At 73.7% G+C, this 14,724-nt stretch carries 15 protein-coding genes; 6 read left to right on the top strand and 9 right to left on the bottom strand.

The window, feature by feature from the left end:
* Positions 1-55 precede the first annotated feature (55 nt).
* The 3 genes from ACZ407_RS17405 to ACZ407_RS17395 all read right to left on the bottom strand — a co-directional run bounded on the left by ACZ407_RS17405 (position 56) and on the right by ACZ407_RS17395 (position 3,116).
* Positions 56-1,108: a GNAT family N-acetyltransferase gene (locus ACZ407_RS17405; RefSeq protein WP_468128959.1), complete on the bottom strand. Its 1,053-nt coding sequence runs from the start codon at positions 1,106-1,108 to the stop codon at positions 56-58.
* 197 nt (positions 1,109-1,305) lie between these two features.
* Positions 1,306-2,571, bottom strand: coding sequence for a L,D-transpeptidase (locus tag ACZ407_RS17400; protein WP_468128958.1), 1,266 nt, complete (start codon positions 2,569-2,571; stop codon positions 1,306-1,308).
* Positions 2,572-2,726: 155 nt separating this feature from the next.
* Positions 2,727-3,116, bottom strand: a complete 390-nt coding sequence (locus ACZ407_RS17395; protein ID WP_468128957.1) for a hypothetical protein — start codon at positions 3,114-3,116, stop codon at positions 2,727-2,729.
* Between the two features lie 106 nt (positions 3,117-3,222).
* Here ACZ407_RS17395 and ACZ407_RS17390 point away from each other — a divergent pair, with 106 nt between their 5' ends.
* Positions 3,223-3,504: an LAETG motif-containing sortase-dependent surface protein gene (locus tag ACZ407_RS17390; RefSeq protein ID WP_468128956.1), complete on the top strand. Its 282-nt coding sequence runs from the start codon at positions 3,223-3,225 to the stop codon at positions 3,502-3,504.
* Between the two features lie 125 nt (positions 3,505-3,629).
* Here the strand turns inward: ACZ407_RS17390 and hutH are convergent, their stop codons facing one another.
* The 5 genes from hutH to ACZ407_RS17365 all read right to left on the bottom strand — a co-directional run bounded on the left by hutH (position 3,630) and on the right by ACZ407_RS17365 (position 10,742).
* On the bottom strand, positions 3,630-5,171 hold the full coding sequence (hutH, locus tag ACZ407_RS17385; RefSeq protein ID WP_468129333.1) for a histidine ammonia-lyase: 1,542 nt from the start codon (positions 5,169-5,171) through the stop codon (positions 3,630-3,632).
* 658 nt (positions 5,172-5,829) lie between these two features.
* Positions 5,830-6,936, bottom strand: a complete 1,107-nt coding sequence (locus ACZ407_RS17380; protein ID WP_468128955.1) for a GGDEF domain-containing protein — start codon at positions 6,934-6,936, stop codon at positions 5,830-5,832.
* Positions 6,937-7,671: 735 nt separating this feature from the next.
* Entirely contained in the window at positions 7,672-8,472 is an 801-nt protein-coding gene (locus ACZ407_RS17375; protein ID WP_468128954.1) for an enoyl-CoA hydratase/isomerase family protein, read from the bottom strand.
* Positions 8,473-8,504: 32 nt separating this feature from the next.
* Entirely contained in the window at positions 8,505-9,659 is a 1,155-nt protein-coding gene (locus ACZ407_RS17370; protein ID WP_468128953.1) for an adenylate/guanylate cyclase domain-containing protein, read from the bottom strand.
* A 204-nt stretch (positions 9,660-9,863) separates the two neighbouring features.
* Positions 9,864-10,742 (bottom strand): biotin--[acetyl-CoA-carboxylase] ligase, encoded by an 879-nt coding sequence (locus ACZ407_RS17365; RefSeq protein ID WP_468128952.1) that lies wholly within the window; start codon positions 10,740-10,742, stop codon positions 9,864-9,866.
* A 117-nt stretch (positions 10,743-10,859) separates the two neighbouring features.
* Here ACZ407_RS17365 and ACZ407_RS17360 point away from each other — a divergent pair, with 117 nt between their 5' ends.
* From ACZ407_RS17360 to ACZ407_RS17345, 4 genes are all read left to right on the top strand, one after another.
* Positions 10,860-12,461, top strand: coding sequence for an acyl-CoA carboxylase subunit beta (locus tag ACZ407_RS17360; RefSeq protein ID WP_468128951.1), 1,602 nt, complete (start codon positions 10,860-10,862; stop codon positions 12,459-12,461).
* Between the two features lie 37 nt (positions 12,462-12,498).
* Positions 12,499-12,708, top strand: a complete 210-nt coding sequence (locus tag ACZ407_RS17355; protein WP_468128950.1) for an acyl-CoA carboxylase epsilon subunit — start codon at positions 12,499-12,501, stop codon at positions 12,706-12,708.
* Positions 12,709-12,812: 104 nt separating this feature from the next.
* On the top strand, positions 12,813-12,938 hold the full coding sequence (gene mmpB, locus ACZ407_RS17350) for a morphogenic membrane protein MmpB (protein ID WP_468128949.1): 126 nt from the start codon (positions 12,813-12,815) through the stop codon (positions 12,936-12,938).
* 124 nt (positions 12,939-13,062) lie between these two features.
* Positions 13,063-13,674, top strand: coding sequence for a Maf family protein (locus tag ACZ407_RS17345; protein WP_468128948.1), 612 nt, complete (start codon positions 13,063-13,065; stop codon positions 13,672-13,674).
* Positions 13,675-13,728: 54 nt separating this feature from the next.
* Here the strand turns inward: ACZ407_RS17345 and ACZ407_RS17340 are convergent, their stop codons facing one another.
* On the bottom strand, positions 13,729-14,211 hold the full coding sequence (locus tag ACZ407_RS17340) for a hypothetical protein (RefSeq protein ID WP_468128947.1): 483 nt from the start codon (positions 14,209-14,211) through the stop codon (positions 13,729-13,731).
* A gap of 373 nt (positions 14,212-14,584) precedes the next feature.
* On the opposite strand from ACZ407_RS17340, the gene ACZ407_RS17335 reads away from it, so the two are divergent.
* A partial coding sequence (locus tag ACZ407_RS17335; protein ID WP_208785519.1) for a biotin carboxylase N-terminal domain-containing protein occupies positions 14,585-14,724 on the top strand: 140 nt, incomplete at its 3' end.

Here is a 14,724-nt window from a genome sequence, read left to right as displayed (position 1 = left end):
TCGGGCCGGTCCGGACGGCTCGGGCCGCCCGGGCCGGTCCCGCCGGCTCCCCCTCTCACAGCTCCAGCTGGAAGTACCCGCAGGCCCGCTCGTGCCGGTAGCCGAGCTGCTCGTTGACGGCGCGCATCGGCCCGTTCGCGTCGGCGACCGTGGTCGCGATCTGCCGGAGCCCGGGGTGCTGCTCCCGCAGCTCGGCGACCATGTGCAGCTTGACCGCGCGACCCAGTCCGCGGCCGCGGTGGGCGGGCACGACCACCGTGTCGTACTGGACGGCCCGCTCCCCGGCCGGATCGGGGAGCACCACCTCGGTGTACGCGGCCACCTCCCCCGCCGGGGTCACGGCGGCCACGGTGTGGATGCGTCCGCCGCGGGCCAGGACGAGCCGTTCGGCGGCGCGCAGCTTCTCGGCGTCCCACGCGGGGGTCTGCTCGTCGAGTTCGCCGGTGGGCGCGTCCTCCATGGCCGCGTGGGCGGCCGCGGCGGCGTCGGCGTACTCGTCGGGCACGATCCCGGGCCAGGAGACCAGGCGGTAGCCCTCGGGGAGCTCGGGCGCGGCGGCCGCGGCGCCGGTCCCCGTCCCGGCCGCGGTCCCGGTCCCGGTCCCGGTCCCGGCGAGGTCCTGGACGTACCAGGCCATGGGCAGGACGTTCTCGAAGCCGAGGGAGCGGGCGAAGGCCTCGCCGGGGCCGCCGAGGTCCACCAGGGCGCTGACGGAGGTCCGGCCGTCCGCCGCGAGCTCCTTGCGCACCTCCTCCCACAGCGCGCGGCCGAGTCCCCGGCGGCGGGCCTGCGGGCGGACGGCGAGCACGTCCAGGAAGGCCGTGTGGGCGTTGCCGGGGTCGCTGTAGAGCAGCAGCGCGGCCACCCCGTCGAAGGCCTGACCGGGCCCCTCCGCGGCCCCGGTGCCCTCTTCGGCGGGCGTGAGCGCGAGGCAGACGGCGCGCCCGCGGGCCGGCGGGGTCTGGAGGCGGCCCGCGGTCTCGGTGCGGCCGGGGCCCGGGATCCCGGGCAGGTCGTGCGCGTGGGCCCCGGCCAGCACCGCCAGCCAGGCGTCCACGTCGGCGTCGGTCGGGGGCGCGGCGAGGGTGGTGGTCTTCGGCATCGTCATACCGGTGACCCTAGGCACGCGGTGCGCTCCGCCGTCCATCGCTTTTCCGGCCGGGCGGCGGCCCGTACGACGCGTCCCGCGCCCGCCGGGCCCGCGCAGGCACGCACACGCGCACGCGCGCGCCCCGCACGCGCATGCCCTCCGGTCCCCCTGTTCGGGGCCCGGAGGGCATGGGTGCGTACGTCCGCGGGCGGCTGCTAGACGGCCGAGCCGGCCTTCCAGTCGGCCCAGCTCAGGTTCCAGCCGTTGAGGCCGTTGTCCGGCTTGATCTGCTTGTCGGGGGAGTTCACGACGGTCACGACGTCACCGATGAGGGAGTTGTCGTAGAACCAGGCGGCCTCGGTGTTCGGGTCGTTGGCGCCCTGGGTGTCGTTCAGGCCGACGCAGCCGTGGCTGGTGTTGACGCTGCCGAAGATCGAGTCGGCGCCCCAGTAGTTGCCGTGGATGAAGGTGCCCGAGGTGGACAGCCGCATCGCGTGGGGCACGTCCTTGATGTCGTACTCGCCCTTGCCGTCCTTGCCCTTGAAGCCGACGGTGGCACCGTTCATCCGGGTCTCCTTGAACTTCTCGGAGATCACCATCTGACCGTTGTACGTCGGGTTCTCCGGGGAGCCGGCGGAGATCGGGATGGTCTTGATGACCTGGCCGTCCCGCGTGACCGTCATCTTCTTGGTCTTCGCGTCGACCGTGGAGACCTGGCTGCGGCCGACGGTGAAGGTGACGGTGCGCTCCTGCACGCCGTAGACGCCGGGGGCGCCCTCGACGCCGTCCAGGGACATCTTCATCGTGACCGTGGAGTCGGCCTTCCAGTACTCCTCGGGCCGGAAGTCCAGGCGCTGGGAGTCGAACCAGTGGCCGACGACCTCCTGGCCGCTGGTGGTGTTCACGGTGATCGCGGACTGGACGGCCTTGCGGTCCTTGATCGGCTTGTCGAAGCGGATCGAGACCGGCATGCCGACGCCGACCTTGGAGCCGTCCTCCGGCGTGAACGAGCCGATGAAGCTGTTGTCCGGCGAGACGGTGGTGAAGGAGGTGTTCTCGTGGGCCTCGCGGCCCTCGGAGTCCTTCGCGACGGCGCTCAGCGTGTACTTGGTGGCCCGCTTCAGCTTGTCGTCGGGCGCCCAGCTCTTGCCGTCGGAGGAGATCTTGCCGGCGACGGCGGCGCCGTCGGCGGTCTTCATCTCCACCTGGGTCAGGGTGCCCTCGGCGACGGTGACCTTGGTGGAGCTGTTGATCCCGACGTTCGTCGCGCCGTCCTTCGGCGTGATGGATATCTGGGCCTTGGAGGCGTCCTTGGCCGCGGCCGCATCGACGTCCGCCTGCGTCTTCTTGGTGCCGTCGCCGCTGCCCTTGGTGTCGTCACCGCTGCACGCGGTCAGCACCAGTACGCCGCCGAGCAGGGCGGAAGCGGCCGCCAGGGCCCTGCGCCGCCGCTTGCTGTCCGTCCTCACACGCTTCTCCATCGTTGCCGATTCCCCGGAAATCCCCGGGCAGGGCGGTCCCGGGGGACCTCCCTGCCTCGTTGTGACAACGCTCGCACGTGCGGGTCCGGTTCCACCGCGGATCCGGATGTGGGCAATCCCACGGCCGGCCGGGGCTCCGTGCCGCCTTCCGCGGGTTACCGGTCGGTGTCCGGGACCTGCTCGGTGCGGCCGTGTCCGCTGTCCTCTGCGTCGCCTTCGCTGTCTGCGAAGGGACCATCTTCCTCGTCGAGGTCCCACTCCATCGACTCGGGGTCGTATTCGACGGGCTCGGTGCTCCAGGAGGCCTGTGCGAGCTCCACCCCGGGCACCTCGGAGACCAGGCTGAACGGGTCGATGAGGTAGGCGAGGGCTTCCGCTTCGTCTTCCCGTACGGCCGCCTCGGCGTGCCCGCGCTCCTCGTCGGGCATGAACTCGTCCGCCCTGATGTGCTCGATCGCCGCGCCGGTCAGGGAGTCGGGCTCCACCACTTCCAGCACCAAATCCACCCGAAGCCGTACGTACCGTGATGACTCTGAAGTGCTCATGTGACGGAGACTAAGGGTCCCGGGCCCCTGGCTTTCCCACGACCCGCCCCTTTCATTAGCATCGGCGCACACGGCCAATTCGCTGCTGCACAAGGGGGATCGAACCGTGTCCGCACGTCGCCCGCTGCTCACCGCCATCGGAGCGGGAACTCTCCTCACCGCCCTGTGGTTCGTCCCCTCGGCCAATGCCACCACCGATCGTTCCGGTGCCGCCGGGCAGGTCCCGGCCGCCGGCGCGGTACGCCTCCAGGGCGAGGCCGCGGCCCCGCTCGCACTGGCCGACACCGGTGGCACCGACACCACTCCGTACCTCGCCGGGGGCACCATCTGCCTCGGGATCGGGGCCGGTTTCCTGACCTTCTCGGTCCGGCGCTCGCGGGGCCTGTAGGACCGCGGCCGGCCGGCGCGCGGAAGGGGCCGCCCCCGGGATTCCCGGGGGCGGCCCCTTCCGTCATCTGCTGCGGCTCCGTCTTCCGCTCCGGTTCCGCTTCGGCGCGGGTGCCGCCCGGCCCGTCAGGCCAGCGGACCGGTGACCGGCTCGACGGCCGCGACCAGCCCGCCCGAGCGGACGAACGCGTCGGCGGCGGCGAGGTCGGGGGCCAGGAAGCGGTCGGGGCCGGGGCCCTCGACACCGGCGGCGCGGGCCGCCGCGATCGCCGCCCGGCTGGCCGGGGCCGGGGTCAGGCCCTTGCGCAGCTCGATGCCGCGGGTGGCGGCGTACAGCTCGATGGCCACGATGCGGCTGAGGTTGTCGATCGCCGTGCGCAGCTTGCGGGCGGCGGACCAGCCCATCGAGACGTGGTCCTCCTGCATCGCGGAGGAGGGGATGGAGTCGGCGGAGGCCGGGACGGCCAGCCGCTTCATCTCGCTGACCAGCGCGGCCTGCGTGTACTGGGCGATCATCAGGCCGGAGTCCACGCCGGCGTCGTCCGCGAGGAACGGCGGCAGGCCGTGCGAGCGGTTCTTGTCGAGCAGCCGGTCGGTGCGGCGCTCGGCGATGGAACCGAGATCGGCGGCGGCGATGGCGAGGAAGTCCAGCACGTACGCCACGGGAGCGCCGTGGAAGTTGCCGTTGGACTCCACCCGGCCGTCGGGGAGGACGACGGGGTTGTCCACGGCGGCGGCCAGCTCGCGGGAGGCGACCAGCGCGGCGTGCGCGAGGGTGTCCCGGCCGGCGCCGGCCACCTGCGGGGCGCAGCGCACCGAGTACGCGTCCTGGACGCGCGGGGCGGACTCCTCCTGGAAGTGCCCGGTGAGCCCGGAGCCCTCCAGGACGGCGGCCATGTTGGCGGCGCTGGCGCCCTGGCCGGGGTGCGGGCGGATCGCGTGCAGCTCGGGGGCCAGCACCTTCTCGGTGCCGAGCAGGGCCTCCAGGGAGAGCGCCGCGGTGATGTCGGCGGAGGTGTAGAGCCTCTGCAGGTCGGCGATGGCCATGACCAGCATGCCGAGCATGCCGTCGGTGCCGTTGAGGAGGGCCAGGCCCTCCTTCTCCTTCAGCTCCACGGGGGTGATGCCGTGCTCGGCGAGCAGTTCGCCGGCGGGGCGGACCACGCCGTCGGGGCCCTCCGCGTCGCCCTCGCCCATGAGGGCGAGCGCGCAGTGGGACAGCGGGGCGAGGTCGCCGGAGCAGCCGAGGGAGCCGTACTCGTGGACGACCGGGGTGATCCCGGCGTTGAGCACGTCGGCCATGGTCTGGGCGACCTCGGGCCGCACGCCGGTGTGACCGGAGGCGACCGTCTTCAACCGCAGGAACATCAGCGCCCGCACGACCTCGCGCTCGACGCGCGGACCCATGCCGGCGGCGTGGCTGCGGACGATGTTGCGCTGGAGCTGGGCGCGCAGCTCGGGGCTGATGTGCCGGGTGGCGAGGGCGCCGAACCCGGTGGAGACCCCGTAGACGGGCTCGGGCTTCGCGGCCAGCGCGTCCACGATCTCGCGGGCGCGTCCGAGGGCGGCCAGGGCCTCCGCGGACAGCTCGACACGGGCGTTGCCGCGGGCGACGGCGATCACGTCCTCGGCGGTGGTGCCGGACGTCCCCACCACGACAGTGTGCATATCCATATTCAGCACCCTACGGACTGAATCCCAACATGTCACTAGCCAGTCCACTCCACGTGCCACCCCGGCCCCACGACCCCGGCCGGGCACGACACGCTCCGCCCCGAGGGCACACGCCCGGCCAAAGCCCGGCCCCACCACACCCGGGGCGCACGCCTGGGCAGGGCCCGGCACGTTCCAGCCCCGCCACACCCGGGGCGCACGCCTGGGCAGACCCCGGCCCGGCACATTCCAGCCCCTCCGGCGTTTGAGGAGCGGGTCCGGGCGGAGCCCGGTGCCCGGCGCCAGCCGGGTTGCCTTGGGCCCTGCCCCAGACCCCGCTCCTCAAGCGCCGGAGGGGCTGGAGTGGGCCCGGACCATGGGCATCCGCGGGCCGCCGTCTCGGGGCTCCGCCCCGAACCCCGCGCCTCAAACGCCGGCGAGGCTGAAATGACCCCCGCAGCGCCCAGCCGGACAAGCTGGAATGACCCCGCCCGACAGGCAGCGCCAGCCGGAGGCGCCGGGTGGACCCCGCGCCCGACGGGCAGCGCCAGCCGGAGGCGCCGGGTGGGCCCCGCCCCGTGGGCAACGTCAGCCGGAGGGCCGGGTGGGCCCCGCCGCGTGGGCAGCCGCGGGCTGTCGGAGGGCAGGGGGGCGGGCCCGTAGGGGCCGGGGGTCAGTCGCGCCCCCGGAAGCGGCGGCGTTCCGGCGTGCCGGGCTGCGGCGAGTCGGCCAGCGGGACCACCGCCCGATCCCGCCCCGCAACCACCGGCTTCGCCGAGCGCGCCGCCTTCGCCTGGTACTGCGCCGCGTCCGCAAGCCGGAAGAGCCGACGCGAGGAGCGCACCGGCCCGATCGGATCCCCCGTGGAGGCGATCCCGCAGGCCACCCCCTCCCCCAGCTCCAGCCCCGCGGCCCGGTCACACAGCTCCTCCGCCACCGCCACCACCGCATCGGCGCCCGGCCCGACCGAGACCAGGCAGAACTCGTCCCCGCCGAGCCGGGCGGCCAGCGCCCCCGGCAGCTTCGCCCCGCACAGGCTCAGCACCGAGCCGAAGCGCTCCAGGAGCCGGTCCCCGGTGGCGTGCCCGAGGGTGTCATTGACCCGCTTGAGCCCGTTGAGGTCGCAGACCACCAGGCTGACGACGGTCCCCTCGGTACGGTGCCGCTCCAGGGCCTCGTCCAGAGACACGTCCACCGCGCGCCGGTTCGCCAGGCCGGTGAGGGGGTCGGTGAAGGCCAGCCGGCGGGCCTCCTCCAGCCGCTCGTTCTGCGCGAGGCCCGCGGCGACCACGGCGGCGAGCACGGTGGCGAACTCCGCGTCGTCCTCGCCGAAGGGCGGGGCGTCCGCCTCCCTCGCCACGTACAGCTCGCCCCACGCCCGGCCGTGCAGCACCACGGGGGCCACCACGCAGCTGCCGCGGGCGCGGCGGCGCAGCCCGGCCGCGCGGTGGCCGGGGCCGGAGGCGGACTCCACCCAGGCGTGGGGGCCGCCGCCGCCCGCCCAGCGCTCGTGGAGGAACTCGGCGATCTCCGGGAAGTCGTGTACGGGATACGACTCGTCGGCGGGGAACTCCTCCTCGCCGTCCCGGCGGGCCCCCTCGTTCACGAGGACCCGGAGCCGGCCGCGCTCGCGCTCCCAGCCGGAGATGGCCGCGAACGAGCCGGCCATCGCGAGTCTGGCGCCGCGCGCCGCGGCTCGTACGCTGTCGCGGGGGGTGTGTGCCGCCGCCATCGCCTGCGCGAGCCCCACCACGGCTCGCAGCCGCCCGTCAACTCCCATCACCCCAGGCTAAGGACTTTTGTCCGATTTGGGGATCATTACTACGACATCCGGTCCCAGTTCGCTGACCGAGCGTAATCCTGCCCGCCACCACACCCGAGGCTCCGCCCCGCACCCCGCGCCTCAATCGCCGGCGAGGCTCCTTCCACCCCGCGGCCCCCCACCCGGGGCCAGGGCTAAGCCCCGAATCTTCCAGCCCCGCCGCCGCTTGAGGCGCGGGGCCGGGGGCGGAGCCCGGGATCCTTTCAGCCCCGCCGCCGCTCAAGACGCAGGGCCCGGCGCAGAACCCCGAACCCTTCAGCCCCGCCGGCGCTTGAGGCGCGGGGCCCGGGGCAGACCCCGAACCCTTTCAGCCCCGCCGGCGCTCAAGACGCAAGGCCCGGCGCAGAACCCCGAACCCTTCAGCCTCGCCGGCGTTTGAGGCGCGGGGCCCGGGGCGGAGCCCCGAATCCTTTCAGCCCCGCCGCCGCTCAAGACGCGGGGCCCGGGGGCGGAGCCCCGGCCCCTGTCAGCCCCGCCGGCGTTTGAGGCGCGGGGTCCGGGGCGGAGCCCCGGTTCGGGAAGGGGCGGGTCGGGGAAGGGCTCCGCGCAGCGGGGGCTGGGTGCGGGGCGGACCCGCGGGGTCGGGGCGTGGGGCGGACCCGCGGGGTCGGGGCGCGGGGTGGGCCCGCGGGGTCGGGGCGCGGGGTGGGCCCGCGGGGTCGGGGCGTGAGCCCCGGGACGGGGTGGAGGGGGTTACTCGCCCGGCCAGTTCGGCTTGCGCTTTTCGTTGAACGCCGCCACACCCTCCGCCCGGTCCCCCGAAAAGGCCACCGTCCGCCACGCCGCGTCCTCGACCTCCAGCCCGGCCCGCAGGTCCAGCCCGTGCCCGAGCCGCAGCGCCCGCTTGGCCGCCCGCAGCCCCACCGGCGAGTTCGCCGCCATGGCGGCCGCGAGGGCGAGCGCCCGCTCGCGGTCCGTGCCGGCCGGCACCAGCTCGTCGACCAGGCCGAGCGCAGCCGCCTCGGCCGCCTCCACCCGCCGGGCCGTGAAGATCAGTTCGGCGGCCCGGGCCGCCCCGATCCGGCGCGGCAGGAGCTGCGTACCGCCGCCGCCCGGGATGACGCCCACGGACACCTCGGGCAGCCCGACCAGCGCCGTCTCGTCGGCCACGATCACGTCGCAGGACAGCGCCAGCTCGAAGCCGCCGCCGAGGGCGAAGCCGTGCACGGCCGCGATGGTCGGCATGGGCAGCTCCAGCACGCCCGTGTAGGCCCCGCGCGTGGTGGGCCGCTGCCGCCGCAGGTCGGCGTCCGTGAAGGAGTTCCGCTCCTTGAGGTCCGCCCCCACGCAGAACGCCCGCTCGTGCGTGGAGGTCAGCACCACCACCCGCACGGTCGGGTCCGCCGCCAGCGCGTCGCAGGCGGCGGCCAGCGAGCGGGCCATCTCGGTGGACACGGCGTTCATCGCCTTGGGGCGGTCCATCGCGAGCTCCGCGACGTGCCCGTCGCCCTCCCGCCGTACCGCGACGAACTCTCCGTAGCGCTGCTCAGCCATCCCTCGACCCTCCCGGTTAACGCTCGTTATCGTCAACCGGGGATCTTAGGGGCCCTCCGCGTGAGCAGCCAGGGCTCCACGACCCCGAGTCCGCGCACCGGCCGCTGCCACATCGGCTGGAGCGCGAAGCGGTAGCCCGCCCCCTCCTCCGCCGCGGCCGACTTCTCCGAGACCGGGGCGTCCCCGGTGCGGCCCAGCTCCTCGGCCAGTGCCCCGTCCACCAGCACGGCGTTCTTCGGCGCTATGGAGGTCAGCCGGCTGGCCAGGTTCACCGTGGTCCCGAAGACGTCCCCCATGCGCGTGGTGACCGTGCCGAAGGCGATCCCGACCCGCAGTTCGGGCATCGACTCGTCGCTCTCCATGGTCTCGATGAGCCGCAGGGCGATCTCGGCCGCGGTGCCCGCGTCGTCGGCCGCGTACAGCACCTCGTCGCCGAGGGTCTTGATGAGCCGGCCCCCGTGCGCGGCGACCAGGTCCGCCGCCGTGGTCTCGAAGGTCTCGACGAGCTCGCCGAGCTCCTCCTCCTCCAGCCGCCGGGTGAGCCGGGTGAAGCCGACGAGGTCCGCGAAGCCGACCGCGAGCCGCCGGTCCACCATCTCCTCGTCGTCGGCGGCCTGCACGACCCGGCCGGTGGCGGCGGCCAGCTGCCGGCGCCAGACGTAGACGAGGAACTCCTCCAGTTCCGGCAGCAGCAGCTCGACCAGCGGGTACGTGACCTCGGTGCGGGTCATTCCCGGCTCCGGGGGCTCGGTCAGCCCCTCCAGGAAGGAGTCGATCTGCCATTCCGCGAGCCGGGCGGTGGTCTGCCCGGTGGAACGGGCCACCTGCACCGCCATCGGCTCGCTGAGCAGCCCCGCCTCGACGAGGCCGGCGAGCCGCCGCAGGGCCAGTACGTCGGCCTCGGTCAGGGCCCGGGCCTGCCCGATGTCCGCGAAGCCCATGGCCCGCCAGAAGCGGGAGGCGAGCTCCATCGAGACCCCGGCGCTGCGGGCGGCCTGGAAGGGGGTGTACCGGCGCTCGGCGCCGAGGATCAGCTGCTCCAGGCGGATGGCCAGGGGGTCGGCTGTCGGTTCGGCCGTGTGGTCGACCTCGTGGAGCGGGGTGTGCTGGTCACGCCCGATCGGCGTGCCTGGGGCGGCGGGGCCGGTGGCTCCGGGTGCGCCGGAACCAGCGTCGTCGACGGTCAAGGGCCGCCTCCTGTCCATTCCGCGCGCACTGCCCTGCCGAACCAGGTGATCACCGAGAGGACCGGCGATCGCCTAAACCATACGGCAGGTGTGCCGTAGCTCACTCCCCACCGGCCGTACCTTCCCGCCGCCCACGCCTTCCACCGGCCACGGCCACCCGCCGACCACCCCGCCCCGGACCCCCGCCCCCGGGCCCGGGCCCGGCTACTGCCCCGCCCGCAGGTGGACCACGTCGCCCGCGCCGACCGCCTCCCGCTCCCCCTCCGCCGTACGGATCACCAGCCGGCCGTCCGCGTCCACCGCCTCGGCGGTGCCGGTCAGCTCCCGGCCGCCCGGCAGCTCGGCCCGTACGTGCCTTCCCAGCGTCGCGCAGCCGGCCGCGTACGTCTCCTGCAGGCCGCTGGCCGCCGGGTCGCCGCCGGCCTCGGTCCAGCGCCGGTACCAGTGCTCCAGGGCGCGCAGGACGGCCTTCAGCAGGGAGTCGCGGTCGGTGACGGCCGCCTTGGCGAGGAGCAGGGAGCCGGCGGCGGGCACCGGGAGCTCCTCCTCGCCGAGCGTGACGTTGAGCCCGATGCCGATGACCACCCCCCCGGCCTCGCCGCCGGCCCGCTCGGCGAGGATGCCGCCGGTCTTGCGCTCGTGGCCGTCGATGGTGACGAGCAGGTCGTTGGGCCACTTCAGGGCGGTGTCCACCCCGGCGGCACGGGAGACGGCGTCCGAGGCGGCCACTCCGGCGAGCAGGGTGAGCCAGCCCCACCGCTCGGCCGGGACCTGCGCCGGGTCCGGCTTGAGGAGCACGGAGAAGAACAGGCCGGAGCGGGCGGGCGCCGACCAGGTGCGGTCGAGCCGGCCGCGGCCCCGGGTCTGCTCCTCGGCGACGAGCACGGCCCCCTCGGGGAGTTCCGCGGCGCGGGCGGCCAGGTCGCTGTTGGTGGAGCCGGTGCTTTCGACCAGTTCCACGGAGGTCCACAGGCTGCCGGGGGTCACCAGGGAGCGCTGCAGGGAGGCGGGGCTGAGGGGCGGCCGGTCGAGGCTGGACCAGCGGCCGGACGATGCGGGCGTTGAAGCATCCGAAGGCGTCATGCAAGCCAGATTAGGTGTGGGGAACGCCGCACTGCCGAGCGCCATGCGCGCCGATACGCTACGTGCCAGTAGCCATCCGCAGTCATAAGGTTGACCAGGCAGGGAGCCGCGACCCCGATGTCACAACCCTCAGAGTCGTCGCAGGCGACGCAGATCGACATCCACACCACCGCGGGAAAGATCGCCGACCTCAGGCGCCGCATCGACGAGGCGGTCCACGCGGGGTCCGAGCGGGCCGTGGAGAAGCAGCACGCCAAGGGGAAGTTGACGGCCCGTGAGCGGATCGCCCTGCTCCTGGACGAGGGCTCGTTCGTCGAGCTGGACGAGTTCGCCCGGCACCGCTCCACCGACTTCGGCATGGAGCAGAACCGCCCGTACGGCGACGGGGTCGTGACCGGCTACGGAACCGTGGACGGCCGTCCGGTCGCCGTGTTCTCCCAGGACTTCACCGTGCTCGGCGGGTCGCTGGGCGAGGTCTTCGGCCAGAAGATCATGAAGGTGATGGACTTCGCGCTGAAGACCGGCTGCCCGGTCATCGGCATCAACGACTCCGGCGGCGCCCGCATCCAGGAGGGCGTCATGGCCCTCGGCATGTACGGGGAGATCTTCCGCCGCAACACCCACGCCTCGGGCGTGATCCCGCAGATCTCGCTGGTCGTCGGCCCGTGCGCGGGCGGTGCGGTGTACTCCCCCGCCATCACCGACTTCACCGTGATGGTCGACCAGACCTCGCACATGTTCATCACCGGTCCGGACGTCATTAAGACGGTCACCGGCGAGGACGTGGGCTTCGAGGAGCTCGGCGGCGCCCGCACCCACAACTCCACCTCGGGTGTGGCCCACCACCTCGCCGGGGACGAGAAGGACGCGATCGAGTACGTCAAGTCGCTGCTCTCGTACCTGCCTTCGAACAACCTCTCGGAGCCGCCGGCCTTCCCGGAGGAGGCGGACCTGGAGACCTCGGACTCCGACCTGGAGCTGGACGTCCTCATCCCGGACAGCGCCAACCAGCCGTACGACATGCACACCGTCATCGAGCACGTGCTGGACGACGGGGAGTTCCTGGAGACCCAGTCCCTGTTCGCGCCGAACATCCTGACGGGCTTCGGGCGGGTCGAGGGCCACCCGGTGGGCGTGGTCGCCAACCAGCCGATGCAGTTCGCCGGCTGCCTGGACATCGACGCCTCCGAGAAGGCCGCGCGCTTCGTGCGCACGTGCGACGCGTTCAACGTGCCGGTGCTGACCTTCGTGGACGTCCCGGGCTTCCTGCCGGGCACGGACCAGGAGTACAACGGAATCATCCGGCGCGGCGCCAAGCTGATCTACGCCTACGCCGAGGCCACCGTCCCGCTCATCACCGTCATCACCCGCAAGGCCTTCGGCGGCGCGTACGACGTCATGGGCTCCAAGCACCTCGGCGCGGACCTCAACCTGGCCTGGCCCACCGCCCAGATCGCGGTCATGGGCGCCCAGGGCGCGGTGAACATCCTGCACCGCCGCACCATCGCCGCGGCGGAGGATCAGGAGGCCACCCGCGCCGAGCTGATCGCCGACTACGAGGACACCCTGCTCAACCCGTACGTCGCGGCGGAGCGCGGATACGTCGACGCGGTGGTCCTGCCGTCCGACACCCGTGCGCACATCGTCAAGGGGCTGCGCCAGCTGCGCACCAAGCGGGAGTCGCTGCCCCCGAAGAAGCACGGCAACATCCCGCTCTGACCCCGGGCGCGGGCCCAGCACAGGAAGGGGCACAACCATGATCAAGGTCGTCAAGGGGAACCCGACCCCCGAGGAGCTGGCCGCCGCACTGGCGGTGGTCCAAGCCCGCGCCGCCGCCCTCGCCGCGGCGGCGCCGGGCGCGGGACCCGCCGTCCCCGAGGGCTGGTCGGACCCCGCCCGGGTGGCCCGGCGCCGGCTCCCGCAGCCGGGACCGCGGTCCTGGGGGCGCACGTACTGGCCCTCCTGAGGGGCACCTCGGGGGCCCGCCCCCGGTGATCCGGGTGAAGCACCTGCGGCGCCTGAGTACCCGTACTCAGGCGCCGCCGGCGTGCGCGGACGAGGATGCGGTACATGCTCTGGTCCGATCCCAAGAACGAGCCGCCGCGGGACATGCGCGAAGCCCAGGCGATGATCCGCCGGATGACCGTGGTCCTCGTGATCGCGATGATCGTGGTCGTGTACGTCCTCGGCATCTGAGGCACCTGAGGCACCTGGGGCCTCCGAGGCGACCGGGACCCGGCGCCGGTACGGGCCTCGCGGTACGGGCCCGGCGCGGGGGGCGCCCGCCGCGGCCCCCGGCCGGACTCCTACGATGGGCCGCATGACTGACCAGCCTTCGCCGCGTCCCGTGGTCCTCGCCTCCGCCTCCCCCGCCCGGCTCAACCTGCTGCGGCAGGCCGGCCTCGCCCCGCACGTGATCGTCAGCGGGGTGGACGAGGACGCCCTGAGCGCCGACACCCCGGCCGAGCTGGCCCTCGTCCTCGCCGAGGCCAAGGCCGCCGTGGTGGCGGGACAGGAGGCCGCCTCGGGCTCCCTGGTGATCGGCTGCGACTCCGTACTGGAACTGGACGGCGAGGCCCTCGGCAAGCCCGCGGACCCCGCGGAGGCCACCGCCCGCTGGCAGTCGATGCGCGGCCGGGCCGGGGTGCTGCGCACCGGGCACTGCGTGATCGACACCGTGTCCGGGCGGCAGGTGTCGGCGACCGCGTCCACCACGGTCCGCTTCGGCACCCCCTCGGACGCGGAGGTCGCCGCCTACGTGGCGAGCGGCGAACCGCTGCACGTGGCGGGCGCGTTCACCCTGGACGGCCTCTCGGCCCCGTTCATCGAGGGCATCGACGGGGACCACGGCAACGTCATCGGCATCTCGCTGCCGCTGCTGCGCTCGCTCCTCGGCGAACTGGACATCTCCATCACGGAGTTGTGGGCCTGATCCCACGGCGCCCGGCGGCCGGCCGGGCGGTGGCGGCCGGGCGGTGCCTGCCGGTCAGGCGGTGGCGGGCGGCGGCAGCCGGTCCGCCACCGGCCCCTCCTCCGGCCCGGCGGGAGCGCCGCTCCCCGGCACCCCGTCGGGCCCGGTGCGCCGCCCGTAGAGCGTCAGGGCGAGTACGTCGAGCAGGAGCACCAGGACCATGAAGCCGAAGCCGTGCCAGCCGACCAGCCCCACGGCCACCGCGCCCAGCACGGCGTGGGTGACGGCGCACGTGATCAGCAGGATCCGCGCGAAGCGGCCCGGGGCGCGGTCCCGCAGCGCGGCCGCCAGCAGGGCGAGGCCGCAGCACAGCAGGTAGCCGCCCATCGCGGCGCCCATCACGTACGTGCCGGCGACCATCACGTCGGCGTCCACCTCGGCTATGGACATGGACTGCCGGTCGGCCACGGTGGCGAGCACGTGGTTGACGAGGACGAAGCCGACGGCTTCGGCGAAGAGCAACAGCGCGGCCAGTCCGGCCACGAGTCTGCGCGCCACAACGCCCCCATCCCCGCCCGAAGCACGTACGAAGTGTGTTCGACCCCCGGAGGCTACTAACGAGTAAACGCGGGGACAAGAGATGTGCACGCCTTGGTTGCGCGGCCTGCGGAACGGCAAAGAATCATTCGCCCATTCGTAGGGACTCCACAAAGAATCGGCCCGGGCCGGCGCGCGCGCGGACAGAGACCTTGGCCACAGCGCGGGGTTACTGTGCAGTCGGGGAATCCCCTGGTCCACGGCGTCACAAGGGTTTTCGGCAGGGGGGCAGCGCGCGCATCACGCTCTGTGTGGGCAAGGTCACCTCTGGGGACGGGTCGAAAGGCCGTGTCGGCTGTCCCTAAACTCAGCTTGTTTCAAGGAGGGAGCCATCGTGCGCAAGGTGCTCATCGCCAACCGAGGCGAAATTGCTGTCCGTGTTGCGCGGGCCTGCCGGGATGCGGGGATCGCGAGCGTTGCCGTTTACGCGGATCCGGACCGGGATGCTCTGCATGTCCGTGCGGCCGATGAAGC

This window comes from Streptomyces sp. NPDC030809, assembly GCF_055572195.1.
The sequence above is the reverse complement of the archived record's forward strand: the minus strand, read 5'-3'. Positions and strand labels throughout refer to the sequence as shown.